This window comes from Arthrobacter sp. AD-310 (assembly GCF_054656615.1).
The window spans coordinates 22458-46524 of sequence record NZ_BAAHNO010000027.1; the positions used below are offsets into that span (position 1 = coordinate 22458).

Here is a 24067-nt window from a genome sequence, read left to right on the forward strand (position 1 = left end):
ACGCGCACGACGGCGGGCGGCCGCCACGCGTGCCGGGCCGCGCACCGCGCGCCGGGCTACTGTTGAACCACCATGAGCGACTGGATACTCTACGTGCTGATCGGGGTGGCGCTTGCCTTCGCCATCTCCAGCTGGTGGGGCGTGCGCAAGCTCAAGGCCCTGCATGTCCGCAGCGCCGTGGGAGAAGCGGCACACGAGTCAGGGCTCGCCCGGCAGCGGGTGGCCGTGATCCTCAACCCGATCAAGGCCCGCTCCGGGGAAGCAAAGGAAACCATCCACCGTGCCTGCCTGGCCGCGGGCTGGGATGAGCCGGCCTTCTTCGAGACCACGGCTGAGGATCCCGGGTTCTCCCAGGCACACGCCGCTTTGGCGCTGAAACCCGACGTCGTCCTGGTGGGCGGCGGGGACGGTACCGTGCGGGTGGTGGCCGAGTCCCTGGCCCATACCGGCGTTGCCATGGGCGTCATCCCCCTCGGAACCGGCAACCTCCTGGCCCGCAATATTGAGCTGGACGTCAGCGACCTCCACGGCAACGTGCAGACCGCGCTCTTTGGCCGGCAGCGTTTCATCGACACCGCCAGGATGGGAATTGAGAATTCCCGGACCGGGCATTCCTCGGAGCACGTGTTCCTGGTCATCGCCGGCATCGGCATGGACGCCGAAGTCCTGGCGGACACCAACGCCGGCCTGAAGAAAGCGGTGGGCTGGCTCGCCTACACCGAAGCTGGCATGCGGCACCTGCCCGGCCGGCGGAAAAAGATCTCCATCTCGCTGGACGGCAGCCCGGAACAGGTGCGCAACATCCGCAGCGTCCTGTTCGCCAACTGCGGCCTGGTGCCCGGCGGCATCGACTTCATCCCACAGGCCATGATCGACGACGGCATGCTGGACGTGGTCGTGATGAGTCCCCGCAGCGCCCTGGGGTGGCTGCTGATGTACGTGAAGATCATGTTCAAGCACAGCGGGAAACTGCCGATCATGACGGTCTACCGGTCCGGCAGGATCGTCATCAAGTGCCCTGAACCCATGCCCACACAGCTCGACGGCGACACCTCGGGTGAGGCGACGCGCCTCACCGTGCAGGTGGACCCGAGGTCCCTGCTGGTGCGCGTCAAGGGCGGAATATAGGACGACGACGGCCGGCCGGCTGATGCTTCCGGCTGACGGATGCCTGGGCTGCTGGTGTTTCTGTTGCGCGGGCGGTCGGGTTTCGCAGGCGGTCGGAATTGCGGCTTGCGGCGGGTCAGGCGTCGGATTCCTTGGCGGCTGCGGCTTTCGCTGCGGCACGGGCCTCGGACTGCTCCCGGATCATTGCCTGTTCCTCCTCGAAGCGGAGGCGGTCAGCACGGTCTGCTTCGTCGCCGTCCCAGTCCTGGTTGTCGGCGGTGGGCCGGGGGTTGACGATCATCCCCTGGCCATCGTTTTCGGTGCTGCTGGCAGTCATGACCCGCTCCCTTCGTTAGGGGCCATCCATGTGGATCAAGTAAGCATACGCATTGTCCACAGCCCCGGGAAGTACCCGGAACGGCATTTGCCTACGCTGTGGGCGAAGCGGCGGAAGCGTTTTCCTGCAGTGACGGCGCAGGCCGCAGGATGGATGCGACCCAGTCCTTTGCGGCGGCGAACGCCTCGTCAGAGGTGTGTGCTTCCACCACTGTTTCCTGCCTGTCCGCCCTGGGGTAGGAGCCCAGGAAGCGGGTTGCGGGACTGATCCGGTGCAGGCCCGCAAGGGCGTCGGCGACACGCGCGTCGCCCGCATGCCCGTCGGCGTCGATGCTGAAGAAGTAGTGCCCAAGGTACTGGCCGGTGGGCCGCGATTCGATCCGGCTGAGGTTCACGCCGCGGCTGGCGAACTGGTCCAGGATCTCCATCAGGGCACCGGGCCGGTCCTCGGGAAGCGGAACCACGACGGTGGTCTTATCGGCACCAGTCCGCTCCGGGAGAACACCCGGACGGCTGACAAGGATGAACCGGGTGACCGCAGCCGGGTTGTCGCCGATGTGCTCGGCCAGCACTGCGAGCCCGGGTTGCTCCGTGGCAACCAGCGGCGCGCAGATGGCGGCGTCATAGTGGCAGCCCTCCTCCAAGAGCCCCATGGCCGCGGCTGCCGTGGAGGAGCCGGGGACGTATTCCGCGGCGGGAATGTTGCGGTCCATCCACACACGGCATTGCGCCCACGCGTGCCCGTGCGTGGATACTCTCCGAACGTCGGCCAGCCGGGTACCAGGGCGTGCCACCAGGACGAACGAGATGGGCACCAGGACTTCCCGGATGATGCGCAGTTCCCGCCCACCGGCAATGGCGTCCAGTGTTGCCGTGACCCCGCCTTCCACCGAGTTCTCGATGGGAACCATGGCGGCCTGCACGGACCCGTCGCGGACGAGGTCCAAGGCCGCGTTGACGCTCGACGCCGGGATTCGGGTGGCCGCCGCCGCGTCCGGTACCTGCATCAGGGCGGCCTCGGTGAAGGTCCCTTCCGGTCCAAGGAACGCGTAGGTCGCGTCGGGGCCCATGTCCGGGTTCTGCATTAGAGGACGATCGGCTTCAGCCCGTTGTCCGACACCAGCGGCTTGTCGAGCTCCAGCCACTGGTCCATGCCGCCAGCCACGTTGATGGCGGTGTAGCCCTGGCTGGTCAGCCACTGCGCGACGCGGAAGGAGCGTCCGCCGGTGCGGCAGATGATGTACAGGTCCTCGTCCGGGTCCAGTTCTTCCAGGCGCGCGGGAATCTGGTCCATGGGAATGTGGACGGCGCCTTCGGCGTGCCCGGCCACCCATTCGTAGTCCTCGCGGACGTCCACCACAACGGCGTCGTCGGGGATGTCGCGGACGGGAACGGTATCGAAATCACTCATGGGAAGTCCTGTCATGGCGGATCTGGGTCAGCATTAAGCCTAGTGCTTTCCTTCCGCGCAGGTCCCGGGAGGAGGCTACGCTTCTAGGAAACCGAAGCGTCCAGGAACCGAGGTCCCGTGCCCGCACCGCAGCCCGCCATCCATGCCTGAGCTCCACGAGCTGTCCGCCGTCGAACTGCGCAACAGCCTGCGGACCGGTGAAGTATCCGCGGCGGAAGCCACAACCCACTTCCTCGCCTGCATCGCACAACGCAATCCGCTCCTCGGGGCGTTTGTGACCGTGACGGCGGACCAGGCCCTGGCGCAGGCCCGTGACGCCGACAGCCGGTACATCAAGGCACGGGGAGGGGAACTGCCGCTCCTCCATGGGATGCCGTCGGCTTTCAAGGACCTCACGGATGTGGCGGGAGTCGTGACAACGCACGGCAGCGCGGCCGTGGACCATAAGCCGGCACCGGCAGACGCTCCGTTGGTGGCGCTCCTGAAGGAGGCAGGCGTGGTCTCCCTGGGCAAGACGCAGGTGCCCGAGTTCGGACTGACGGCATACAGCGAAAACCGGATCGCGCCGCCGTCGCGCAATCCGCACGCGCCGAGCAGGAGCTCCGGCGGCTCATCGGGCGGCAGCGCTGCCGCGGTGGCGGCCGGCATGCTGCCTTTCGCGCCTGGGACCGACGGCGGAGGTTCAGTCCGGATCCCTGCGGCAGCGTGCGGACTGGTCGGCTTGAAGCCGGGCCGGGGCACTGTTGCCGCCGGCGAAAGCCAGGGCGACCCCGCCCGGCTGGTGGTTCCCGGACCGCTGGCGAGGAGCGCCGCCGATGCCGCACTCCTGATGGATGCCATGGTGCCGGGTGGAACCTTCCTGCAGTCCGTAGACCGGGAACCGCCGCGGCTGAGGATCGGCGTCACACTGGACAGCCCCTGGTCCGGGACGTTCCCGTTCAGCCCGGACCAGGAGGCCCTGGATGCCCTCAGGGCAGGCGAGAAGCTCCTGGAGGAGGCGGGTCATGCCGTGGCCGAGGCAGGCATCCGGTACGACAACAGGTATCCGGACGCCTTCACCACGGCCTGGACGGCGGGGGTGGGCAGCGCCCGGATCAGTCCGCAACGGGAGGCCCTGCTTGCCCCGCTGACCCGCACCTTCCGCCGCCGGGCGCAGCAGCGCAGCCCCGCCAAGCTGACAGAAGCACTGGCGTTCCTGCGGCACTTCCAGCAGGACACGGTGGCGCAGTACGCCCAGTGGGACCTGATGCTGATGCCGGCGCTGGCCCAGACCCCGCGGCCTGTGGGCTGGTTCACCGGGCCGGGCCACGGGCAGGACGGCTGGCCCGCCGCGCAGTGGCATGCAGACGCGGACGCCGACTACCGCAAACAGTGCGAGTTCGCGCCCTGGTCGTCCATGGTCAACGTGTGCGGGCTGCCCGCGGTCACCATTCCCGTTTACTGGACGGGCGGCCATCCCGGTAACGGCCTGCCGATGGGCATCCAACTGGTGGGTCCCACGGGATCGGAGGCCCTGTTGTTGCAGGTCGCCGCCCAGCTGGGCTTCTAGCGGAGGACGCGTTGACCTGTTCCTAACGCAGGCTTAACCCTCTTGTAACCACGCAGGAGCAGACTCTTAAGGGCGTCACCACCCCTGCATTCTCCATCCGGCCCACGCTCGACGAGGAGTTGCCCATGAACGCCGAACTTCCCGCTCCAGGGTCCGCCGAAGCCGTGCTGCATGGCGGCGCGCCGAGGCCGGACCTGAGCAATCCGAACGTCCGGGAGGACCTGGCCCAGGCGGGCCGCTGCGCCCTGGTGCACCTTCCCACAGGCCGGACATGCCTCCTGCCCTTGCGCCATCCGGGTCCTTGCGACTTCCACGGGCCGCAGGAGGCGGAGTCGGTGGCCACAGGCGCCTGACCCGCAGCCGCTGACCGTCACCGTGCACAGCCCCCGCTCCGGCTCCGGGCCCACACACAGGGTGTCGACTCCCCGGGGTATCAGGAGGAGGATTAAGGGGCAGTCACGAATAGGAGGTCTGTGATGTGCTACGGATACAGCAAGGACTTCGGGCGGAGTTACAAGAAGGAAGCCGACCGCCAGCCTGAAGCCAAGCATGAAACCCCGGTGGAGACGCCGGAGCCGCGGGTCAAGGCACAGGACTTCACGTTCTGGGCCTTCCCCAGCTGGCGCAGGACGCCAACACCCCGCACCCCCTCCGCTGAACGGAGCAAGGAAACGGTGTAACGTCCCACCAACGGAAGGGCCTCCGCACTGGACCAGTTCACGCGGAGGCCCTTCCGCCCTGTCTGGGACGCACTACTTACGGAGAACCTGCCCATGCGCGGATACTACGTCCACACCGCTTCCCTGCGCATGGAGAACGACGGCGACCCGGGCGCACCGGGAGCCGCCATCACGGTTGCTCTGTGCGGCCACTGGCAGCATCCGCCGCCCTGTCCACTCGCGGCGCACCATACGGCTGTACAGCGCGAGGGCGGAACGCTGGGCCTGCGGACGATCTTCGCGGCGGACCCGGAGCAGGAAGGCGAGGTCCGCCGTCGGATAACCGCCGCGTTGGCGCGCGGCTCACAAGCGGGGCCTGACGGCCGTATCTCCCGCTGGCTCTTGATTGAGGCCGCAGCCGGCGAACTGGCACCTGGCGAGCTTGTGCACGCTGAACGCCTTGCCAACACGTGAGGCCGCATTGTTGTGCTGCCGCAAAGCCCGCGGCTAGGGTTGAGTGGTAAGCATGCTTAGCATTCAGGGAAGGGGATGACCATGAGCGCCGGACAGTACACGCCAGGATCCGACGGGCGGCGGGAGCCGGAAGCCGGAGTGCCTTCGGACGGCCGACCAGCCGGGCAGTACAGCAATGCGCCCTCCTACCGGCCGGACACACCGGGTGGGGGACCCGCGCCGGCTGCCGGCCCCGCGGCCGAACGCCGGGTCACCCGGACCGGAGTCATCTGGGCAGCAGTGGTCGCCGCCCTGGTCCTGCTGATCCTGCTGATCATCTTTATCCTGCAGAACCAGGAACTGGTCCTGGTCAAGTTCCTGGGCCTCGAGGGCGCCGTCCCCCTGGGCATGGCGCTGTTTATTGCCAGCGTGACCGGCGGGGTCCTGGTGGCCGCCGCCGGCGGCGCCCGGATCCTCCAACTGCGCGCCAACGCGCACCGGGCACGCGCGGGGCAGCGCCGCTAAACGGTCAGTACCCGTACGAGGTGGACGAGACGGCGATCCCGACGATCAGCAGCAGCCAGAACACGCCATAGCCCAGCAGGCACAGGTACCCCAGCACCAGGCCCGCAATGGCCATGCCCCTGCCGCCGGGCTCGCGCTTGAGCGCCATGTGCCCGGTAACGATGGCGGCGATCTGGGGCAGGAGCAGCCAGCCCATGATCACCGAGGCAATGCCGCACACCATGCTGGCGATGCTAAGGGTCTTCGGCTCGGCAGGGACCCCGTAGTAGCCCTGCTGGCTGTAGGGGCCGGCCGGCTGGCCGTAGAAGGAACCGGGCTGGCCGTAGGGCGGCATTAAGCGAGGAGGTTCGGAGCCCGCCGGCGGAACGGGCGGGGCGGCGTCGTTGCGCGGCGGGCCGGGCCACCGGGAATCAGGGCGGTCGGAAGGCTGGTCAGTCATGGTTTTCCCCCTGGATGTCGGCCTCCAGCCTATCGCCTGCAGAAGTTTCCGTCCCCGGTCACCCCAGGAGGAGCTTGGCCGCGAGGCCAAGCACGATGAGGCCAATGCCCAGGTCCAGGAAACGCCAGGTCCGGGGGCTGCCGAGGACCCCGGACAGTGCCCGGGCGCCGTACCCGAGAGCGGAAAACCACGTGATGCTGCCCGCCACGGCCCCGCCCGCAAAAACCCACCGGAGGTCCGGCCCCTGCTGGTTGGCCAGGCTGCCCAGGAGCACCACCGTGTCGAGGTAGACGTGCGGGTTCAGGAAGGTCAGCGCCACGGCGCTGGTGACAACGGATCCCCTGGACCGGGGCGCTTCCTGCGCGAGGGATGACGGCTTCAGCGCCGAAATAAAGGAGCGCGCCGCGAACCAGGCCAGATAGGCCGCGCCACCCCATCGGAGCACCTCGAGAGCCTCGGGAAACTGGGTCACCAGTGCCCCGATGCCGGCCGTCCCGCCAAGGATGAGGGCAGCGTCTCCGGCCATGCACACGGCAACCACCGCTCCGATGTGTTCCCGGCGGACGCCCTGGCGGAGGACAAATGCGTTCTGCGCACCGATGGCCACAATCAGCGCCAGCCCCGTCAGCATTCCGGTCATTCCTGTCATCAGCATGGCTTTGACGGTACGGACCAGCCGGGCTGAAGACAAACGAATGATTCTTCATTTTCATTAGAATTGCTTCATGAACCTGGAACACCTGCGGGCCCTGATGGCAGTCGTTGACGAGGGCACCTTCGAGGCCGCGGCCGATCTCCTGCGGATCACTCCGTCGGCGGTCAGCCAGCGAATCAAAGCGCTGGAGGCCTCAACCGGGCAGGTCCTGGTGCGCCGCCGGGTCCCGTGCACGCCCACCGACGCCGGGGCGGTGCTCCTCCGGATGGCCCGGCAGGTTCAGGTACTTGAGGCGGAAGCAGCAGCCGCGTTGGGGACCGGCACGGCCGCGCGGAGTGTCCTGTCCGTGGCCATCAACGCCGATTCGCTGGCCACATGGTTCGTGCCCGTCCTCGCCGCAGCTGCCACATGGCCGGACACCACCCTGGACCTGCACGTGGAGGACCAGGGGTTCAGCAGCCACCTCCTGCGCCAGGGCGATGTCATGGGTGCCGTGACCTCGGACCCCGTCCCGGTGAACGGATGCCGGGCGGAACTGCTCGGCCACATGCGCTACGTCCCGGTCGCCGCCGCGGGCCTGCGGCAGCGTTTCGCCCGGGGCAACACCGTTGACTGGGCCCGTATGCCGGTGCTGAAGTTCAATGCCAAGGACACCCTGCAGCGCGGGTTCCTGGCCGCCAAGGGCGTTGCACAGGCTCCGCCCACCCACACCGTCCCGTCCTCGGAGGCGTTTCTCGCGGCCGTCAAAGCGGGCCTGGGCTGGGGCATGCTTCCGGAACTGCAGCTCGGCGACGAACTCGCCGAAGGGTCGCTGGTCCTGCTGGGGAAAAACATCCATGAGGACGTTCCGCTCTACTGGCAGTCCTGGACGCTGGACTCTGGGCGGCTCCACCGCATGGGGGCAGCGGTCCGTGACGCCAGCCTGGGCAGGCTTCGCTCCCCCGCGCCGGGCAGCAGCCACGGCGGCAGTACGGGAAGCGGCGGCAGTACGGGTCGCGGCGGTACCGCCACCGCTGGTAGCCGGGATGCCGGCGGGGGAACTATCGCGTCAGGTACGGCAAAACGTACACGGCAAAAATAACGAAGGCCGCCAGCAGCGCCAGCCGCCCGGCACTTGTGCCGCCATGCTCGTGAGCCTTGCTGCTCCGGCCGTGCCGCGCCCCTCCCGTATGCCCTGCCGCCGGCGGAAGCTTCCGCCCTGCGGGGTGCCGTGCAACGCTGGCGCTGCGGCCATTCCCTTCGACCGGGCCCTTTTTCCCTGCACCGTTTGGCCGCGAATCCTGTGGCTGCGAAGCCTTTGTCCGCGGGCCTCCCGGCGGCAGCCCTCCAGCGGGACGGACAACAGTTCCGGCCTGGACGCCGCGGAACGCCGTGATGCCGGGCTCCTGCTCGTGCGTGAGCTGCTGCCCCAGGTGCGCATACAGTCCCACCACGGTCTGCTGGTCCAGCACAGGCGGCAGCGACTCGATCGCCCCCACCACGCGCCGGGCACCGGCGACGGCGACATCCGAGTTGGTGACGCCGAACAGGTCCGGCTGGGCTGCCATGCAGATCAGCGGCCGCACCAGCCTCCGGTGCGGCGGGGCCAACACGGATGCGACCGCGGCGCACTGGGCGAGCGCACCCTCCACCGCCTGCGTCCGTGCGTAGCGGCCCTGCCACAGCACCCCGGAGGAAACGCGCACCTCGCCGGTCCAGTTCTTGGCGTCCACAACAACAACACCGCCGGGCCCAACCAGCACGTGGTCCAGGTTGGCCTTCGGCCTTCCCGGCCAGTGCACATCGTGCAGCACGTACCAGCCGCGCGGCACCAGTTCGCTCAGTTTGTCGGCCACCACACGTTCACCCGCCGCGCCCGCGTCCCACGCCTTCGTGGCACGTTCGGCCTGGTCGAGCTGGCGCTTGAGCCTGGCAACCCTTTCAGCGGCCAGCCTGGACTGCTCGGCTGCCCCGTCTCCTGCCCCCATGGTCGGTTCCTGCTTTCCTGCCGTAACAACGCGCGGCGGCAGGCCGCCGTCGTCCTTGTCCTGCGGATCTCCGTCCGGATTTTTCGAAACTAACAGCGGGCACGGGGGCCGGTATATAGGTACTTTCCGGGGCGGGTACTCAGGTGCGGTACTTGGTTTTACGCGTATCCGACCACCGGTCTTGATGACGCGGACCGCGTCACAGGCGCGCAATGTGGGCGGGTCCGTTTTGACTCCTGCAAGGTTCTGGCATGCTGGAGCCATGGCTAGCCGCGCGGGCACAGTTGCCCAACCCCAGGACCTTGTTGACATCACTGCGCTCCTTGACGCGTACTACGACATCACCCCGGATCTGGCTGATCCCGGACAGCGCGTGGTGTTTGGTACGTCAGGGCACCGCGGCTCCAGCCTCAAGGCGTCCTTCAACGAGCAGCACATTGTTGCCATCACCCAGGCCATCGTGGAATACCGGGCGGCGCAGGGCGTCACCGGTCCGCTGTTCCTGGCCAAGGACACACACGCGCTCAGCGAGCCCGCGCAGAATTCCGCGCTGGAGGTACTGGCAGCCAACGGCGTCCAGGTGCTGATCGACGCCCGCCACGGCTACACCCCCACCCCGGCCCTGAGCCACGCGATCCTGACGTACAACCGGAACGCCGCCCCGGGCGCACCCCAGGCTGACGGCATAGTTGTCACCCCCAGCCACAACCCGCCCGCGGACGGCGGATTCAAGTACAACCCGCCGCACGGCGGACCCGCCGATTCCGACGCGACCGGCTGGATCGCCAACCGCGCCAACGAACTGCTCGAAAACGGCCTGCGCGGCGTCAAGCGGATCCAGCTGGCCGACGCCCTCGCCGCGGACACAACGGGCAAGTTCGACTTCCTCAGCAGCTACGTTGACGACCTCCCCTCCGTCCTGGACCTCGACGCCATCCGCGAGGCCGGTGTCCGCATCGGCGCCGACCCCATGGGCGGGGCCTCCGTGGATTACTGGGGCGAGATCGGCGAGCGCCACCAGCTGAACCTGACCGTGGTAAACCCCACGATCGATCCCCAGTGGGCCTTTATGACCCTGGACTGGGACGAGAAGATCCGGATGGACTGCTCCTCGCCGTCCGCCATGGCATCGCTGATCCAGCGGATGGCGGCGGGAGCGGACGGGACCGCAGCCTACGACGTCGCCACCGGCAACGACGCCGACGCGGACCGGCACGGCATCGTCACCCCTGACGGCGGGCTGATGAACCCCAACCACTACCTCGCCGTCGCCATCGACTACCTGTACCGCAACCGCAGCGGCTGGAACCCGGCCTCCGTGGTGGGCAAAACCCTCGTGTCCTCCTCCATCATCGACCGCGTGGCGCAGAGCCTGGGCCGGAAGCTGGTCGAGGTTCCGGTGGGCTTTAAGTGGTTTGTGCCCGGCCTGCTCTCCGGTGAGGGCGCGTTCGGCGGCGAGGAGTCCGCCGGCGCCTCGTTCAACAAGAAGGACGGCAGCGTCTGGACCACGGACAAGGACGGCATCCTGCTGGCCCTGCTCGCCTCGGAGATTACCGCCGTCACGGGCAAGTCACCGTCGCAGCTGTACAAGGGGCTGACGGACCAGTTCGGCGCACCCGTGTACGCACGCATCGACGCCGCTGCCACGCGTGAGCAGAAGGCCAAGCTGGGCAAGCTGTCCGCCGCCGACGTCACGGCCACCGAGCTCGCGGGCGAGGCGATCACCGCCAAGCTCACCGAGGCGCCGGGCAATGGCGCGTCCATCGGCGGGCTCAAGGTGGTCACGGAAAACGCCTGGTTCGCTGCCCGGCCGTCCGGCACCGAGGACGTCTACAAGATCTACGCCGAGTCCTTCAAGGGCGAGGAGCACCTCAAGCAGGTGCAGGCCGAGGCCAAGGCGCTGGTGGACGGCGTCATCGCCTAGCCGGTTTCCGGGGCCGATTTCGCCGGCTGGCTCCAGAGCCGCAGGACGCGCCGGATGGTGTGGTCACCATCCGGCGCCATGTCCACCAGTGCAATGCGGTCAAGCACGACGGCGTCGCCAGGGTTCAGCCGCTTGACGTCGCGCCCGGGGGCGCTGTGGTGGGAGACGTGCGGGCGGTAGCCGGACATGGTGTGCCGCGGCGTAAGGATGCGGCCGTCCACCGCTGTCACGGCCTCCACCAACGCCTCATGCAGGGCCTGCAGCGTCTTGTCGGGCTTCACCAGGCTGACGGGCACGGACCCGTTCCGGCCGAATGCGGCGTCATGTCCCACGGTCAGTTCTGCGCCGAGCGCTGCCTGTGCCGGGCCTTCCGCAAGCGTTGCGACGCGTCCGGCGGGATCGGCACCGTCCGTTGCGCCGGCGTCGAACCTTAGCAGCGTGATGTGCAGCGGCCAGTCCGTGCGCAGGAACACCGCGCCCTCAGCCACCGGCTCGACGAACGCCACAAAGATGAGGTTCCGCAGTGGTTTCCGGTTCTGCGCAGGCATGCCCCCAGTCTCCCACCTCCCCCACAAACGCCCCATCACCTCCTGCCCTTAAAGCCCTAACGCGCCATCACGACATGATGGCGCGTTAGGGAAAAGGACGCGGGAGGTGATAGCGCGTGGTGGGGATTAGACGGTGCGGACGACGTCCTCGTAGGCGAACTTCGGCTTGGCTTCGCCCCACGCGTCCTCACCGGGCTGGCCGATGTTGACCACCAGGAAGCTCTTCTGGTCACCGGCCGGGAAGAACGCTTCGTCGATGGCGCCGAAGTCGGCTCCGGTCATGGGTCCGGCGGCGAAACCGAGGGAGCGGACGGCCAGGATGAAGTAGCCGGCCTGAAGGTGGGCGTTGTTGTTGCCCGTGGTGGCGGCCAGTTCCGGGTTGGCGTCGTACATGGCCTTGGGGGCGTTGTAGCCGGGCAGGAAGTTGTCCCACTGGCCGGCCCAGTCGGTGTCGTAGCTGAGGATGGCCACCAGGGGGGCGGAAGCGGTCTTGGCGCGGTTGCCCGGCATCAGGGCGTCGACGAGCTTGGCGCGGGCCTCGTCCGAGCGGACGTAGGTGACGCGCAGGGGCTGGGAGTTGAACGCGGTGGGGCCGAACTTGGTGAGTTCGTAGATGGCCTGGGCCTGTTCCTCGGTCACTTCCCCGGTGAACGAGTTGGCCGTACGGGCCTGGGCAAAGATGGCGTCGACGGCGGCCGGATCGATAACCGCTTCTTCATGGGCAATGGTCATGGGCTTACCTTTCGCTGCGCCTCCCCGCCAGCCGGGGCGGCCTCTTCGCTGTCCATAGTTGCAACTTCAAGTACCCGCGTCCTCTTCCCGCGACGGTCCGTGACCTTGGCCACACGGCAGCGCCCATGCCGGGGCGGCGGTATTCTGGTGGCATCTGATCTTCACCGCCGGCGGCACCCCCCTGAAAGGCCCCCTCCCATGAGCATGCTCGGAATCAAGTGGAAGCTGCACGGAACCGGCAAGTCCATCAAGCCCGGCCACGTGGTGAATCCTGATGAGCGGCTCACCTGGCCGCTGACCATCGGCGTGGGCATGCAGCACGTAGTGGCCATGTTCGGCGCCACGTTCCTGGTGCCCATCATCACCGGCATGCCGCCGGCCACCACGCTGTTCTTCTCCGGCATCGGCACGCTGCTGTTCCTGGTGATCACCAAAGGCCGGGTGCCCAGCTACCTGGGCTCAAGCTTCGCGTTCATCGCGCCGATCATGGCATCGCAGCAGCAGTTCGGCGTGCCCGGTGCACTGGGCGGCGTGGTCCTGGCCGGCGCCACGCTTGCCCTGGTGGGTGCCATCGTCCAGAAGTTCGGCGCCGAATGGATCAACCGGCTCATGCCGCCCATCGTTACCGGCGCCATCGTGGCGCTGATCGGCCTGAACCTTGCACCGGCCGCCAAGCAAAACTTCGACGCCGCGCCCGTCACCGCCGTCGTCACCCTCGCCACCATCATCCTCACCAGCGTCCTGTTCCGCGGGATCCTGGGACGGCTCAGCATCCTCGTGGGCGTGGTGGTGGGCTACCTGGTGGCCATGCTCCGCGGTGAAGTCAGCTACGAAAAAATGGACGCCGCAGCCTGGGTGGGCCTGCCGCACTTCCAGACCCCGGAGTTCCACATCGGCGTCCTGGGCCTGTTCGTGCCGGTGGTCCTGGTGCTGGTGGCGGAAAACATCGGTCACGTGAAGTCCGTGGCCGCCATGACCGGCCAGAACCTCGACGGCGTCTCCGGGCGTGCGCTGATGGCCGACGGCGCCGCGACGGTCCTCGCCGGTGTGGGCGGCGGCTCAGGAACCACCACCTATGCCGAGAACATCGGCGTCATGGCCGCCACCAAGGTCTACTCGACGGCGGCCTACTGGGTTGCAGGCGTCTTCGCCATCCTGCTGAGCTTCTCCCCCAAGTTCGGGGAACTCATCGCCACCGTCCCGCCAGGGGTCCTGGGCGGCGCGGCGACCATGTTGTACGGCATGATCGGCATCCTGGGCGTGAAGATCTGGGTGCAGAACAAGGTGAACTTCGCCAACCCGGTGAACCTGACCACCGCCGCCGGCGCACTGATCATCGGCATCGCGGACTACACCTGGACCATCGGCGAACTGACCTTCACGGGCATCGCCCTGGGGTCGGCTGCTGCGCTGGTGATCTACCACGGGATGAAGGCCATCGCGAAAGCCCGCGGAACCGTGGCGGAACCGGAATCGGAGCAGGCGGGACTGCCGCCCGCTGCAAGGCAGCGCTGAACGCCGCGGCCAAGCGGCACCCCAAAAAGCGCTAGGGCCGCGGACCGCCCTTCCCGCTAGGCGACTTCCCCCGCGCCGGATTCCTCCACTGCAGGCTGTACATGCGGGAACGCGCCGCCCCTGCCAACCCGGAAGACGGGACCGGGCTTGGGCCGCTTCGCCGCCAGGAGGTCATGGCCGTGCGGCAGGATCTGGTGCAGCATCCACGGGAACAGGTATTGCCGCGCCCACATCAGGTCCTCGGCCCTTGCCTGGGTCCAGCCGTGGACCGGCACCTCCCTGGGCTCCAGCGGCTTGAGCGAGTGCGGAACGGCCAGCGCGTTCAACGTGGCTACCGCCACCGCATGGTGGCCCAGCGGCGAGAGGTGCAGCCGGTCCGGGTCCCACATCCGCACGTCCTGGAGTTCGGGCAGGCACCACAGGTCCACCATCGTGACGTGGTGGCGCAGCGCGATCTTGTGCAGGTGTTCGTTGTAGATGGCGATCCTTCCGCGGATCTGGCTGAACACCGGGGTGCCGCCCCAGTCCGGGCCTGCGAAGAGGAGGACCTTGGCGTCCGTTGCTGCCAGTATCTCGACTGCCCTGTCCATCTTCACCGCAAGCTTGTCAGGGTCGCCGCGGCGGAAGAGGATGTCATTGCCGCCACCGGACATCGCAATCAGGTCCGGCTTCAGGGCGAGGGCGGGGGCCAGCTGCCCGTCGAGGATCTGGCGCAGCAGCATCCCGCGGACGGCAAGGTTCGCGTAGGCGAAGCCCGGCTGGCCCGCGCTCAGTTCCTCCGCCACCCGGTCGGCCCAGCCCCGAAGGCCGCCCAGGCTGCGTGGCTCGGGGTCGCCAACCCCTTCCGTGTAAGAATCCCCCAGGGCCACGAACCGGCGCCAGGGGTGACTGGCCTCGGGTTCCTGGCGTACGCGCACGTCCTGCTTTTCGGTTGTCATGCCGTCCTCCTTCGCACGGTTGAGGGCGGGCGCCGCTTCTTTGCAGCCCCCGTCGCGGATGACGTTCCTTGCTGGTTGTCCTGCTCCGCCGGCGCCAGGAGGCGGAAGTCCTCGACGCTGTCGGGCGGTTCCTGTCTGCGCCCGGAAGCCGGGGCAACTGGGCTGTCCACTGCGGCGGGGCGGTCCACTGCGGCAGGACGGTCCATTGCCGCGCCGGGCGCGACGACGTTCAACGCCGCGTCCCGCAGGTCCACTTCGTGGTGCAACGCCTGCGTCTGCAGGAACCGCAGCGCACCCTCGCGGGTCAGTCCGTACTCGTTCATGAGGCTGCGCACCGCAAGGTCCACCAGGACCAGCGAGCTTTGCACGACGGCGATCCCCGCCGTCGTTTCCGCACGTTCCGCCACCCGCACCACCACGCGCAGCGCGCGGGCAACCTGGCGCACATAGCTGCGGGACCGGACCAGGTCGTCACTGTTGAAGGTGTGGGGTGCGGCGGCGTACAGGTTGATCGCCGCACTGGCGGTGCCTTCGGACACGATGGGTGCGGACAGGAGCGACTGGACGCCGTGGCCGGCGGCGGCACTGGAGTAGCCGGGCCAGCGCCGGTCGCGGCTGAGATCCGACAGCAGTACGAACTCTCCGGTTCGAAGGGCCTCCATGACCGGCCCGTCCGCGAAGGAGCACTGCTCGCGGTCCGCCTCGCGGGCCTGGTCCGTGCTGGCGGCGAGGGTATGTGCTTTGCCCAGGCGGAAGAGGGTTGCCGCCCAGGAGATACCCCGGCGCTCACCCTTGATGTCCGTCATGAAGTCATGGGTGACCTCCCAGAGGTAGGTTTCGACATCCTTGCTGTCGCACACCGGCTCCGGTGGCAATGGAAGCGGTCCCCAGCCAACCTGCCCCGAGGGTTCAGCGGCCATACTCCACGCCTTGATTGAAGCGCTGCGGCCTACTGCAAAACCTTTTCCTAGAATACGTCGCGGAAGGACGCAGGTGGGGAGAAATACACGAATCCTGCGGGTATCCACCCCCAATTCCTGAAGGGCGGTCTTACCCGGCTGTTCATTCCTTCGGCTTTGGCGTGAGGCCCGCCTTCAAGCCCGGGCACTGACCTGCGGCGTCCTCACACGAGGTCGTGCCTGAGGACCACCTCGTACGCCTCCACCTGCCGGTCTGTCACGGTGGTGGGCGACTCCAGGTGCACGGCCCCGGACGGCAGGATGCCCGCCCCGCCGGACCGTTCCATGACCTGCCACTGCGCCAGGACATCCTCCCCCGCATGGTGTTCGGGCAGCTCCCGCCAAAAACCGAAACCGCCGACGTCGTTGAGCGCCTCCCTGCGGTACATGACGCAGCCGCCCAGCCACGCCACCCGGTAGGGCACCCACTGGCCAGGCTGCAGCGACAGGTCCGCGCTGAGATGGCTGAGGTTGGCGGCGTTGTGGAGTGGCCACCGGTCAAAACCGGGGGCGCCGGGACGGATCCGCTCCGCCGCCACTCCCCCTTCCCAGGCCTCGAAGACGGCGGTCTCGTGGGGCCGCCTGTCCCCCAGGTAGGACAAGCCCTGCGGTGCCATGCCGACGAAGCCGCAGCCAAGCTCATCCAACGCCACCATCAGCCGCTCCAGCACCCCGGGGTCCAGCCAGATGTCGTCGTCAATGAACAGGCACCGGTCCGCGGTGGACTGCTCCAGCAGGAACTGCCGCTGCTCGGCCAGGCCGCGCCGCGGCAGATGGCGGAGCAGCGTCACCGGCCGCCCCTGCGCGCGGAGGACCCGCACCATTGCCGCCGCGGCGGGGTGCTCCCACCCGGGGTCACCGGCGGACTGGTCGCTGATGACGACGGCGAACGCAGGCTCCGCCTGTCCGGCAAGCCCCGCGAGGGTGACGGCGAGCTCCGCGGGCCTGTCGCAGGTCGGTACCAACACGTCCACGTCCACCTGCGGGGGCACGCCGACCGGCTGCGCCCACTGTTCTGACGATCTCCTGCTCACAACCCCTCCTGGCGCCGGCAGGTACGCCGGCAGCTGGCGAATCTGGTTCCCAAGGTCCTTTACCCAGCCGGAAGCCAGGTATGCGGCAGCAACGGAGAAGGCCCCCGTTTCCGTCCTGCCGGGTGGGCAGATCGGGAACAGGGGCCTGCTCTGGCTTGCCGAGGTGCTACTGACCGTCAGCCGGCGTCGAAGCTTTCACCGCCGTCGTCGTTGGGTTGCTCTTCCTTCGGCAGGTCGTTGCCGCTGCCGTCCGGGATACCGGCGGCCTCCTGGCCAGACTCTGAGGAGACCGGGGCGGAGCCGCGGGAGTCGTCGTTCGACTCGTCGATTTCCGCCGCGCTGGAGGGGAGGTCTGCGTCGCGGGGCACGGCATCTGCGCCCGGGCCGTCCTGGGGCTCATTGGTGTCGGCGGCGCCCTGCTGGCCGGCGTTCTGCTGGCCGGCGTCCTGCTGCTGGCCCGCGCCCTGGCCGCCGAGTTCCTGCTCGGCGGTGGGAGTGCCGTAGCCGCCCGGGGCGGATTCCGGTGCCGGGTTCTGGTTTTCCTGCGTCATGGTTCCTCCTTTTGCGTTGCGGATAAAAGCTGATGCCTAAAGGCCCTTGCCGCCGGTCACCGGGAGCACCGCCCCCGAGATGTAGGACCCGTCCTCCGAGGCCAGCAAGACGTAGGCCGCGGCGAGTTCGGCCGGCTGCCCGGCACGTTCCAGCGGCGTGTCCTGGCCGAACTTGGGCAGTTTGTCCGGCCACTCGGTGGCGGGGATCAGCGGCGTCCAGATGGGGCCGGGGGCCACGGCGTTCACCCGGATCCCCTTGGGACCAAGTTCCTGGGCAAGGGCTTTGGTGAATGCCACCTGGGCGGCTTTGGTCATGGCGTAATCGATCAGTCCCGGCGACGGGTTGAAAGCCTGGATCGATGCGGTGGTGATGATCGAGGCCCCCGCCTTCAGGTGCGGCACGGCTGCCCGCGCGCTCCACAGCAGGGAGTAGAGATTGGTCTTAAAGACGCGGTCGAATTCCTCGGTGGGCAGGCTCTCAAGGCTGTCACGGTTCTTCTGGTACGCCGCGTTCAGCACCACAACATCCAGGCGGCCGAACTCGGAGGCCGTTTCCTCCACGATCCGGGTACTGAAATCCTCTTCGCGGCCATCGCCGGCGAACAGCAGGGCACGGCGGCCGGCCTTCCGGATCCAGTCGGCGGTGTCCTGCGCGTCGGCTTCCTCTTCGGGGAGGTAGGAAATGGCGACGTCGGCCCCTTCGCGGGCAAACGCGATGGCCGCCGCCTTGCCGATGCCGGAGTCCCCGCCGGTGATGAGCGCCGCCTTGCCTTCGAGCTTTCCATGGCCCTCGTAACTGAGCTCGCCATGGTCCGGCTTGGGCTCCATGGGCGCCGTGAGGCCGGGCTGCTTTTGTTCCTGTTCCGGGAAGGGTCCTGAATGGTATCCGCCCCGGGGATCCTTTGGCTGGTCTGTTTGCTTTTCTGTGCCGCTCATAGTCCGCCTACTCAGTACGTCGGTTTTCAAAGAGCCGCAGGTGCACCGGCTCTTTGAAGCTATCCCGGCCGGTGGAACAAGTCCACCGTTCGATGGTAATAATCAGTAAACTTATCAAATGATGGTTTTGGTGCAATGCGAGCCTTGCTTCTGGGTACGGGGGGAGTAGAAAGAGAGCAGGTGGCTGGCTTGCCAGGAAGGAGACGCCATGTCCGAGGTGGAGGATTACACCGGCAGAACGGGCCGAAACGAGACCCGCGAGGAACAGCTGGACCGCAACTGGGCTGAATTGCTGCAGGAGCTGCGCGTGCTGCAGATGGGGGTGCAGATCCTGGCCGGCTTCCTGCTCACGCTTCCCTTCCAGTCACGCTTCGAAAGACTCGACGACTTCCAGGTGAACCTGTACCTCACCAACGTGGTCATTGCGACACTGACCACCGCACTCATCCTTCTCCCCGTCAGCGTCCACCGGAGGCTCTTCAGGAAGCGGCTGAAGGAAACCCTGGTGTCCAGCGGTGACACAATCGCCAAGATAACGCTGGCCGGCATCGCGCTGCTCAGTGCCGGCACCGCCGCGCTCGTGTTCGATGTGGCGGCCGGGCGGACCGCCGGGCTCACAGCCGGCGGAAGCCTGCTGGCCTTCCTGGTGGCGCTCCTGGTCTACGTCCCGATCCACCTGAACAGGAAAGCCGCGGCCGGCAAGCTGGACCAGCAGCTCTAGGACCAGAAACTCCAGGAAGGGAGCGGAACATGGGCAAATGGGCAAAGGAGCACGGGCTGCTGCTGGCGAACATCGCGCTGTTCGTTTTGTTCTTCGGAGGGATGATCCTTTCCGGAGCCGCAGCCTACAGTGAGGAACAGCAGGCCCACGGCGAGCCTGCTGTTACGGTCCTGCAGTTCCTGGCCACCGGCGACTTCCTCGAGGCTACCTTCGAGAACTGGGAATCAGAGTTTTTGCAGATGGGCATGTACGTGGTCCTGACCATCTTCCTGTTCCAGAAAGGCTCCTCCGAGTCGAAGCCGATGGGCAAGGATGCCCCGCAGGATGAAGACCCGCGGCACGCAGCAATCAAGAAGGCCACCCCGTGGCCCGTGAAGCGGGGCGGCGTCGCGCTCAAGTTCTATGAGCATTCCCTGTCCATCCTCTTCTTCGCACTGTTCCTGGCGTCGATGGCGATGCACGCGATCGGAGGCACGGAAGCCTACAACGAGGAGCAGCAAAGCCATGGCGAACCGACAGTGGGCATCCTGCAGTACATCGGCACCAGCAGGTTCTGGTTCGAGTCCTTCCAGAACTGGCAGAGCGAGTTCCTGGCCGTCGCCGTCCTGGTGGGTGCGTCCGTCTACCTTCGCGAGAAAGGCTCACCGGAGTCCAAGCCGGTGGCCGAACCCCATTACGAGACCGGCGCCTGAGCCGGACCACGAGAGGAACCGATGAGAACAATCCTGAAGACCGCCCTGCTTGCCCTGCTGCTGGCCGTCGCTCCGGCGCTGTCCGCAGGCGCAGCCTCCGCAGCCCCCCTCGCCGCACCCGCCGGGCACGCCGCCGCCGCGCAACCCGCTGACGTCCATGTCCTCGCGGGCAACACGCCCACCCCCTCTCCCGGCGACACCGCTTCCACAGGCCCGGCCAACCCGGGCACCGGCGAATCGGCGCAGAACGAATCGACACGGCTGAACTGGGCGCCGTGGGTTATCGCCGGCCTCGCGGTGCTGGTGCTGGTCCTGGTCCTGATCTGGCGCCGCCGCCGCAACACCACCATCGTGGGCTGACCGGCGGGGTTCCACTCAGGCCCGGCAGGGCGGAGAATTACGCCCCTTCGAGGACCTGGCTGGTTGCCCAGGCCAGGTACTTTCCTGCATTTGCGACGGCGTCTGCCGGGCTGGAGGCCACATCCAGGAGCTGGGCGGCTGCCACCACTCCGTGCCCGGCGAGGTCCTCGAGGGTCACCAGGATGCGCCCGGCCACCACGATGACCGGAATGCCCTTCTCGCGGGCGGCATCGGCGAGCGCAATGGGCGCCTTTCCCGTGAGGGACTGCGAATCCATGGACCCCTCGCCCGTGATCACCAGGTCTGCGCCGGACAGCTGGTCGGCGAGCCCGGTCAATCCCGCGACCAGCGCGAAGCCGCCTTCCAGGGCGGCGCCGGTGAAGGCAAGGAACGACGCCGGGAAGCCGCCGGCGGCGCCCGCGCCGGGGACATTCACGTCCCGGCCTGTCGCCTCCCGCAGGATGGCGGCCCAGTTGCGGAGCCCGGCGTCGAGCCGTTCGACCGCGTCCGGGTCGGCGCCCTTCTGCGGGGAGAAGACGTGCGCGGCGCCGGAGGGGCCGTACAGCGGGTTCCGGACGTCGACGGCGATCCGGAAAGTGGTGGCGGAGAGCCGCGGATCGAGGGCGCTGGTGTCGAGGGAGGCGACGTCGGCAAGGGACCCGCCACCGAGCGGCACCACGTTGCCGGCGGCATCGAGCGGTTTGAGGCCGAGCGCGCGCAGGGCACCGCTGCCGCCGTCGGTCATCGCCGATCCGCCGAGCCCGAGCACGATCTCGGTGGCGCCGGCGTCGAGGGCGGCGGCGATCAGCTGGCCGCAGCCGTAGCTGTGCGCCCGGAGGGCGTTCTCCGATGTCGGTTCCATGTCTGCCAGGCCGGAGGCCTGGGCGGTCTCGATGACGGCGGTGACCTTGCCGCCATCGGACTTCCGGATGGCCCAGGCGGCACCAAGCGGCGCGAGGATGGGGCCGGTGACTGCGTTCAACCGTTCCTCGTAGCCGGCGGCGACGGCCGCCTCGAGGGTGCCCTCGCCGCCGTCGGCGATGGGAAACTGCGTGGCCACTGCGTCAGGGTAGACGCGCAGCGCGCCTTCGGCGATGGCCGCGGCGGCTTCGGCTGCCGTCAGGGAGCCCTTGAACTTGTCCGGAGCGATGAGGATGCGCATGCGCTCCATCATGCCAGCAGGCAGAGGGAAAGCGCTTGCCCTACCGTAACACGGACGCGCTCTTGGGATGCTCCTAGCCTTCGCGCCACTCGTGGCTGGTGATGTGAGATCCCGCCTGCGGCCCCATCTGGAGCATGCCGCCGTCCACGGCCCACGCGGCGCCGGTAACGTAGCTGGACGCCGGCGAGGCCAGGAAGGCGATCACGGCGGCCACCTCCCTGGCATCCCCGGGCCGGCCCAGGGGTACTCCCGGCCGGTCCGTGGTGGTGGGGTCCTCATCCTCCTGGCCCGTCATCGGGGTGGCGATTTCACCGGGAGCCACGGTGTTGGCCGTGATCCCGTGACCTGCCAGCTCCAGGGCGAGCGTCTTCATGAGCCCGCCCAGCCCGTGTTTGGACGCGTCGTAGGCGGAGGACCCAACCCGGGGCTGGAACTCGTGGACACTGCTGACGGCGATCAGCCTCCCGCCCTTGCCCGCTTTGACCATGCGGCGCGCCGCGGCCTGCAGGCAGACGAACGCCCCGTTGAGGTTGGTGTCCAGGGTCTGCTTCCACTGCTCGATGTCCAGGTCCAGGAACTTGGTGCCCTCCCCCGTTCCCGCGTTGTTGACGAAGACATCCACGCCGCCCAGTTCTTCGGCCAGTTCATCGATGACGCCGGCCGCCGCCTTCAGGTCGGTGGTGTCCAGCTGTCGTACTGCCGCTTTGCGGCCGAGCGCCCTGACTTCCGCCGCAGTGCTTTCCGCCCCTGCCTTGTCCGAATGCCACGTGACGCCTACGTCCATGCCCTCCCTGGCCAGGGCAACGGCGGTGGCCTTGCCGATTCCGGAGTCTGATCCTGTGACGATGGCGGTTGAGGGCGCGAACTTGCTGGTGTCTTGCATCGGGCAGCCTTTCGGTAGGTCAGGGTGCTTGCATCGAAAAAGGGACGCGGTTCACGGCGGGGGCTGTGGCCCCGTGTGGCTGGTGCCGTGGGGTGGGATCAGGCAGGGCGGCGCAGTTCAGGCTCCTGCGGGTAGCCGCCCTCCCCTTCGTCGGGTTCGTCGGGGACAGCCATCAGCGGTACCGCGAACGTCACCGCCGGCCGGGCCTGGGGACCGTCCGCGGACTTGACCGTCAGGCTCCTGGTGCCCGGGGGCAGCGAGGGGGTGAAGACCTGCAAAACACGGGAACCGAGGACAGCCGAGTCCTTCAGTGTGTAGGTGGTGCCAAAGTGGTCCTGGAGGATGATGTTGGGTTGCGGGCCGCCCTCGGATGCCATCTGGATGTTGACCAGCAGCCCGGTGGTCCAGATTTCCACCGACAGGACGGTGAAGGCAGTGGATTCCGTGACGTGGCTTCCGTAGGTGGGCGGCAGCAGCAGGCCCCGAAGGGAGCCTGACGGGATGATTTCTCGCATTGTGGTTTCCTGGTGGTCTTGCGCCTGCGGTCGCCGAAGTGGCCCCGGATAAAGCTCCGGTGCCGCGGTGACGAGGGGGCGCGGGTGCGGCTTAGGCGTCTTCGCGGTTGGGGTTTTCCAGCCGGAAGAAGTTGGATTGCTGCCCGTCGCTGCGCTGTTCCTGATAGATGAAGTTCAGACGCCGGGAGTCGAAGGTTTCAAACCATTCCTCCCAGCTGACGTGGCGGATTTTGTCGTTCCCGCCACCGAAGTCGATCCGCAGTACGCCGAGGTGGTCGCCGTGCTCGGTGCCTTCCACTGTTGCCGGGACGCCGTTGCGCTCCTCGGCCCACTGCCGGATGACTTCGTGGTGCGTTGTTGCCAGGCTGCGGCCCTCGCGCTCGGGTTCGTCGTCCGGCGAGGTCACTTCCTGGGAGTAATCGAGGGACTTCGACGATTCCGGCCCGCGGCGGATCTTTCCTTCGTCCGGCCCGGCGCCCAGGTCGTCGCCGTCCCTGTCCGCGTCGCGCGTGTTGTTGCCCTTATCCTGCGCCATAGTGGCTGTCCTTTCCCCAATGGTCCCTAACTAGTAAGTCTACTTACCATGGAGCCTCCCGACCGGGCCCCGTGTCAAGGCCCCGGGCCGCATTCGGCGGCTAACCACAGGGTTGCAGCGGGGACTGCAGGCGTTATGTGCGGGGGCGGAGCACGGCAAAGTAGCCGGGCACCCGGCTCTGCCCCGCCACTCCGGTGGCAGGGTTGGTTTCGATCGCAACCTCCCCGTCCTCCAGCAGTTCCCAGGCCGCGGCCGGCAGGACCTTCGCCCGCTCCCCGGCCCCGAAACGGCCCGGCATGGGCAGTCCGCGGATTGCCCGCTCCAGCGGGGCGGGGATGCCCCGGGGGCTGGCCCCCAGATGCGAGACGTACTCCACCGGATTTCCCTGGAAGTTGGTCTCCGCCAGGAAGACCGTTCCGCGCTTGCCCGCAAGGAGCCTCAGGTTTTCCACCAAAGCTGCCTGGTCCGCCTCATCCAGGACATGGAGGACACCGCGGATGAAGACGTTGGCGCCGCCGTCGAAGCCCTTCTCCGCACCGGGCGCGGTCATATCGCGGACTTCAAAGCGGACGTTGGCCAGCCCTTCGGATTCCGCGCGGGCGCGGACCACCGCATGCTCCGAGATGTCCACCCCCACAACCTCCGGGAAGATCCCGGCGAGAGCACGGGTGAAGCTGCCGTGCCCGCAGCCGACGTCCACCACCGGCAGCCCGGTGTCCAGGTGGCGCAGGAGGACATCCTTGTAGCCGACGAATTCATTGTCCGTTCCGGAGTCCCACAGGACTTCTCCGCCCGGGCCCGTTGCCGTGATCCCGGCCCAGTACCTGTCCCATGCCAGTGGCCTGTCCTTGGGCGCGGAGCGGGAGAGGCGGACAAGCTTGGGGATGAGCAGGTACTTCCGCAGGGCGGACAGTACTGCTTTCGCTGGCGACGTCGCAGGGGAGGGCACCCGTCAAATATA

29 protein-coding genes and 1 pseudogene are annotated in these 24067 nt (G+C 67.8%); 12 read left to right on the plus strand and 18 right to left on the minus strand.

Annotated features, from left to right (window positions below; all coding sequences use genetic code 11):
• Positions 1-72: 72 nt before the first annotated feature.
• The gene (locus ACYQ1Z_RS15670; RefSeq protein ID WP_459793473.1) at positions 73-1128 is read left to right on the plus strand and encodes a diacylglycerol/lipid kinase family protein; all 1056 of its coding nucleotides are present in this window, start codon (positions 73-75) and stop codon (positions 1126-1128) included.
• 115 nt (positions 1129-1243) lie between these two features.
• Here ACYQ1Z_RS15670 and ACYQ1Z_RS15675 read toward each other — a convergent pair whose 3' ends face one another.
• The 3 genes from ACYQ1Z_RS15675 to ACYQ1Z_RS15685 all read right to left on the minus strand — a co-directional run bounded on the left by ACYQ1Z_RS15675 (position 1244) and on the right by ACYQ1Z_RS15685 (position 2854).
• Positions 1244-1444: a hypothetical protein gene (locus ACYQ1Z_RS15675; RefSeq protein WP_459793474.1), complete on the minus strand. Its 201-nt coding sequence runs from the start codon at positions 1442-1444 to the stop codon at positions 1244-1246.
• A gap of 91 nt (positions 1445-1535) precedes the next feature.
• On the minus strand, positions 1536-2528 hold the full coding sequence (gene pheA / locus ACYQ1Z_RS15680) for a prephenate dehydratase (protein ID WP_459793475.1): 993 nt from the start codon (positions 2526-2528) through the stop codon (positions 1536-1538).
• The gene (locus ACYQ1Z_RS15685; RefSeq protein ID WP_459793476.1) at positions 2528-2854 is read right to left on the minus strand and encodes a rhodanese-like domain-containing protein; all 327 of its coding nucleotides are present in this window, start codon (positions 2852-2854) and stop codon (positions 2528-2530) included. The genes pheA and ACYQ1Z_RS15685 overlap by 1 nt, the downstream gene beginning before the upstream one ends.
• Before the next feature lie 142 nt (positions 2855-2996).
• Here ACYQ1Z_RS15685 and ACYQ1Z_RS15690 point away from each other — a divergent pair, with 142 nt between their 5' ends.
• The 5 genes from ACYQ1Z_RS15690 to ACYQ1Z_RS15710 all read left to right on the plus strand — a co-directional run bounded on the left by ACYQ1Z_RS15690 (position 2997) and on the right by ACYQ1Z_RS15710 (position 6040).
• Positions 2997-4403, plus strand: a complete 1407-nt coding sequence (locus tag ACYQ1Z_RS15690) for an amidase (RefSeq protein WP_459793477.1) — start codon at positions 2997-2999, stop codon at positions 4401-4403.
• 125 nt (positions 4404-4528) lie between these two features.
• On the plus strand, positions 4529-4756 hold the full coding sequence (locus ACYQ1Z_RS15695; RefSeq protein ID WP_459793478.1) for a hypothetical protein: 228 nt from the start codon (positions 4529-4531) through the stop codon (positions 4754-4756).
• A 123-nt stretch (positions 4757-4879) separates the two neighbouring features.
• Positions 4880-5083: a hypothetical protein gene (locus ACYQ1Z_RS15700; protein ID WP_459793479.1), complete on the plus strand. Its 204-nt coding sequence runs from the start codon at positions 4880-4882 to the stop codon at positions 5081-5083.
• A gap of 93 nt (positions 5084-5176) precedes the next feature.
• Positions 5177-5536 carry a hypothetical protein gene (locus ACYQ1Z_RS15705; RefSeq protein ID WP_459793480.1) on the plus strand — a complete coding sequence of 120 codons (360 nt, stop codon included), beginning with the start codon at positions 5177-5179 and terminating at the stop codon, positions 5534-5536.
• Between the two features lie 81 nt (positions 5537-5617).
• Positions 5618-6040: a LapA family protein gene (locus ACYQ1Z_RS15710; RefSeq protein WP_459793481.1), complete on the plus strand. Its 423-nt coding sequence runs from the start codon at positions 5618-5620 to the stop codon at positions 6038-6040.
• A gap of 4 nt (positions 6041-6044) precedes the next feature.
• Here ACYQ1Z_RS15710 and ACYQ1Z_RS15715 read toward each other — a convergent pair whose 3' ends face one another.
• Together ACYQ1Z_RS15715 and ACYQ1Z_RS15720 are read right to left on the minus strand one after the other, a co-directional pair.
• Positions 6045-6479 carry a DUF4190 domain-containing protein gene (locus tag ACYQ1Z_RS15715; RefSeq protein ID WP_459793482.1) on the minus strand — a complete coding sequence of 145 codons (435 nt, stop codon included), beginning with the start codon at positions 6477-6479 and terminating at the stop codon, positions 6045-6047.
• 58 nt (positions 6480-6537) lie between these two features.
• Positions 6538-7110, minus strand: coding sequence for a LysE/ArgO family amino acid transporter (locus ACYQ1Z_RS15720; protein WP_459793508.1), 573 nt, complete (start codon positions 7108-7110; stop codon positions 6538-6540).
• A gap of 94 nt (positions 7111-7204) precedes the next feature.
• Here ACYQ1Z_RS15720 and ACYQ1Z_RS15725 point away from each other — a divergent pair, with 94 nt between their 5' ends.
• Positions 7205-8215 carry a LysR family transcriptional regulator ArgP gene (locus ACYQ1Z_RS15725; protein ID WP_459793483.1) on the plus strand — a complete coding sequence of 337 codons (1011 nt, stop codon included), beginning with the start codon at positions 7205-7207 and terminating at the stop codon, positions 8213-8215.
• Here the strand turns inward: ACYQ1Z_RS15725 and ACYQ1Z_RS15730 are convergent.
• Positions 8175-9101 (minus strand): nuclease-related domain-containing protein, encoded by a 927-nt coding sequence (locus tag ACYQ1Z_RS15730; protein WP_459793484.1) that lies wholly within the window; start codon positions 9099-9101, stop codon positions 8175-8177. The genes ACYQ1Z_RS15725 and ACYQ1Z_RS15730 overlap by 41 nt on opposite strands.
• A gap of 262 nt (positions 9102-9363) precedes the next feature.
• Here ACYQ1Z_RS15730 and pgm point away from each other — a divergent pair, with 262 nt between their 5' ends.
• A complete protein-coding gene (gene pgm / locus ACYQ1Z_RS15735; protein ID WP_459793485.1) occupies positions 9364-11025 on the plus strand; it encodes a phosphoglucomutase (alpha-D-glucose-1,6-bisphosphate-dependent) in 1662 nt (553 codons plus the stop codon).
• Here the strand turns inward: pgm and ACYQ1Z_RS15740 are convergent.
• Together ACYQ1Z_RS15740 and ACYQ1Z_RS15745 are read right to left on the minus strand one after the other, a co-directional pair.
• Entirely contained in the window at positions 11022-11573 is a 552-nt protein-coding gene (locus tag ACYQ1Z_RS15740) for a 2'-5' RNA ligase family protein (protein WP_459793486.1), read from the minus strand. The two genes, pgm and ACYQ1Z_RS15740, sit on opposite strands and share 4 nt — an antisense overlap.
• A 126-nt stretch (positions 11574-11699) precedes the next feature.
• Positions 11700-12305, minus strand: a complete 606-nt coding sequence (locus tag ACYQ1Z_RS15745; RefSeq protein WP_459793487.1) for a malonic semialdehyde reductase — start codon at positions 12303-12305, stop codon at positions 11700-11702.
• Positions 12306-12503: 198 nt separating this feature from the next.
• Between ACYQ1Z_RS15745 and ACYQ1Z_RS15750 the strand changes: the two are divergent.
• Positions 12504-13855 (plus strand): annotated as a pseudogene (locus ACYQ1Z_RS15750) (uracil-xanthine permease family protein).
• A gap of 21 nt (positions 13856-13876) precedes the next feature.
• On the opposite strand, the gene ACYQ1Z_RS15755 reads toward ACYQ1Z_RS15750, so the two are convergent.
• From ACYQ1Z_RS15755 to ACYQ1Z_RS15775, 5 genes are all read right to left on the minus strand, one after another.
• Positions 13877-14758, minus strand: a complete 882-nt coding sequence (locus ACYQ1Z_RS15755) for an SGNH/GDSL hydrolase family protein (protein WP_459793488.1) — start codon at positions 14756-14758, stop codon at positions 13877-13879.
• Positions 14755-15678: a GAF domain-containing protein gene (locus ACYQ1Z_RS15760; RefSeq protein WP_459793489.1), complete on the minus strand. Its 924-nt coding sequence runs from the start codon at positions 15676-15678 to the stop codon at positions 14755-14757. The genes ACYQ1Z_RS15755 and ACYQ1Z_RS15760 overlap by 4 nt, the downstream gene beginning before the upstream one ends.
• Positions 15679-15881: 203 nt before the next feature.
• A complete protein-coding gene (locus ACYQ1Z_RS15765; protein WP_459793490.1) occupies positions 15882-16751 on the minus strand; it encodes a glycosyltransferase family 2 protein in 870 nt (289 codons plus the stop codon).
• A gap of 176 nt (positions 16752-16927) precedes the next feature.
• A complete protein-coding gene (locus tag ACYQ1Z_RS15770) occupies positions 16928-17302 on the minus strand; it encodes a hypothetical protein (RefSeq protein ID WP_459793491.1) in 375 nt (124 codons plus the stop codon).
• Between the two features lie 36 nt (positions 17303-17338).
• Positions 17339-18238 carry an SDR family oxidoreductase gene (locus tag ACYQ1Z_RS15775; RefSeq protein WP_459793492.1) on the minus strand — a complete coding sequence of 300 codons (900 nt, stop codon included), beginning with the start codon at positions 18236-18238 and terminating at the stop codon, positions 17339-17341.
• 208 nt (positions 18239-18446) lie between these two features.
• On the opposite strand from ACYQ1Z_RS15775, the gene ACYQ1Z_RS15780 reads away from it, so the two are divergent.
• From ACYQ1Z_RS15780 to ACYQ1Z_RS15790, 3 genes are read left to right on the plus strand one after another with little or no spacing between them, the layout of a single operon-like run.
• Positions 18447-18959, plus strand: coding sequence for a DUF6328 family protein (locus tag ACYQ1Z_RS15780; protein WP_459793493.1), 513 nt, complete (start codon positions 18447-18449; stop codon positions 18957-18959).
• 29 nt (positions 18960-18988) lie between these two features.
• Positions 18989-19651, plus strand: a complete 663-nt coding sequence (locus ACYQ1Z_RS15785; RefSeq protein ID WP_459793494.1) for a DUF6766 family protein — start codon at positions 18989-18991, stop codon at positions 19649-19651.
• Positions 19652-19672: 21 nt separating this feature from the next.
• Positions 19673-20011: a LuxR family transcriptional regulator gene (locus ACYQ1Z_RS15790; RefSeq protein ID WP_459793495.1), complete on the plus strand. Its 339-nt coding sequence runs from the start codon at positions 19673-19675 to the stop codon at positions 20009-20011.
• 37 nt (positions 20012-20048) lie between these two features.
• Here ACYQ1Z_RS15790 and ACYQ1Z_RS15795 read toward each other — a convergent pair whose 3' ends face one another.
• The 5 genes from ACYQ1Z_RS15795 to ACYQ1Z_RS15815 all read right to left on the minus strand — a co-directional run bounded on the left by ACYQ1Z_RS15795 (position 20049) and on the right by ACYQ1Z_RS15815 (position 24055).
• On the minus strand, positions 20049-21173 hold the full coding sequence (locus ACYQ1Z_RS15795) for a glycerate kinase (protein WP_459793496.1): 1125 nt from the start codon (positions 21171-21173) through the stop codon (positions 20049-20051).
• Between the two features lie 73 nt (positions 21174-21246).
• Positions 21247-22056, minus strand: coding sequence for an SDR family oxidoreductase (locus tag ACYQ1Z_RS15800; RefSeq protein ID WP_459793497.1), 810 nt, complete (start codon positions 22054-22056; stop codon positions 21247-21249).
• Positions 22057-22154: 98 nt separating this feature from the next.
• Positions 22155-22571, minus strand: a complete 417-nt coding sequence (locus tag ACYQ1Z_RS15805; protein WP_459793498.1) for a hypothetical protein — start codon at positions 22569-22571, stop codon at positions 22155-22157.
• Between the two features lie 91 nt (positions 22572-22662).
• Positions 22663-23106, minus strand: a complete 444-nt coding sequence (locus tag ACYQ1Z_RS15810) for a Rho termination factor N-terminal domain-containing protein (protein WP_459793499.1) — start codon at positions 23104-23106, stop codon at positions 22663-22665.
• A gap of 133 nt (positions 23107-23239) precedes the next feature.
• Positions 23240-24055, minus strand: a complete 816-nt coding sequence (locus ACYQ1Z_RS15815; RefSeq protein WP_459793500.1) for a class I SAM-dependent methyltransferase — start codon at positions 24053-24055, stop codon at positions 23240-23242.
• Positions 24056-24067: the final 12 nt, after the last annotated feature.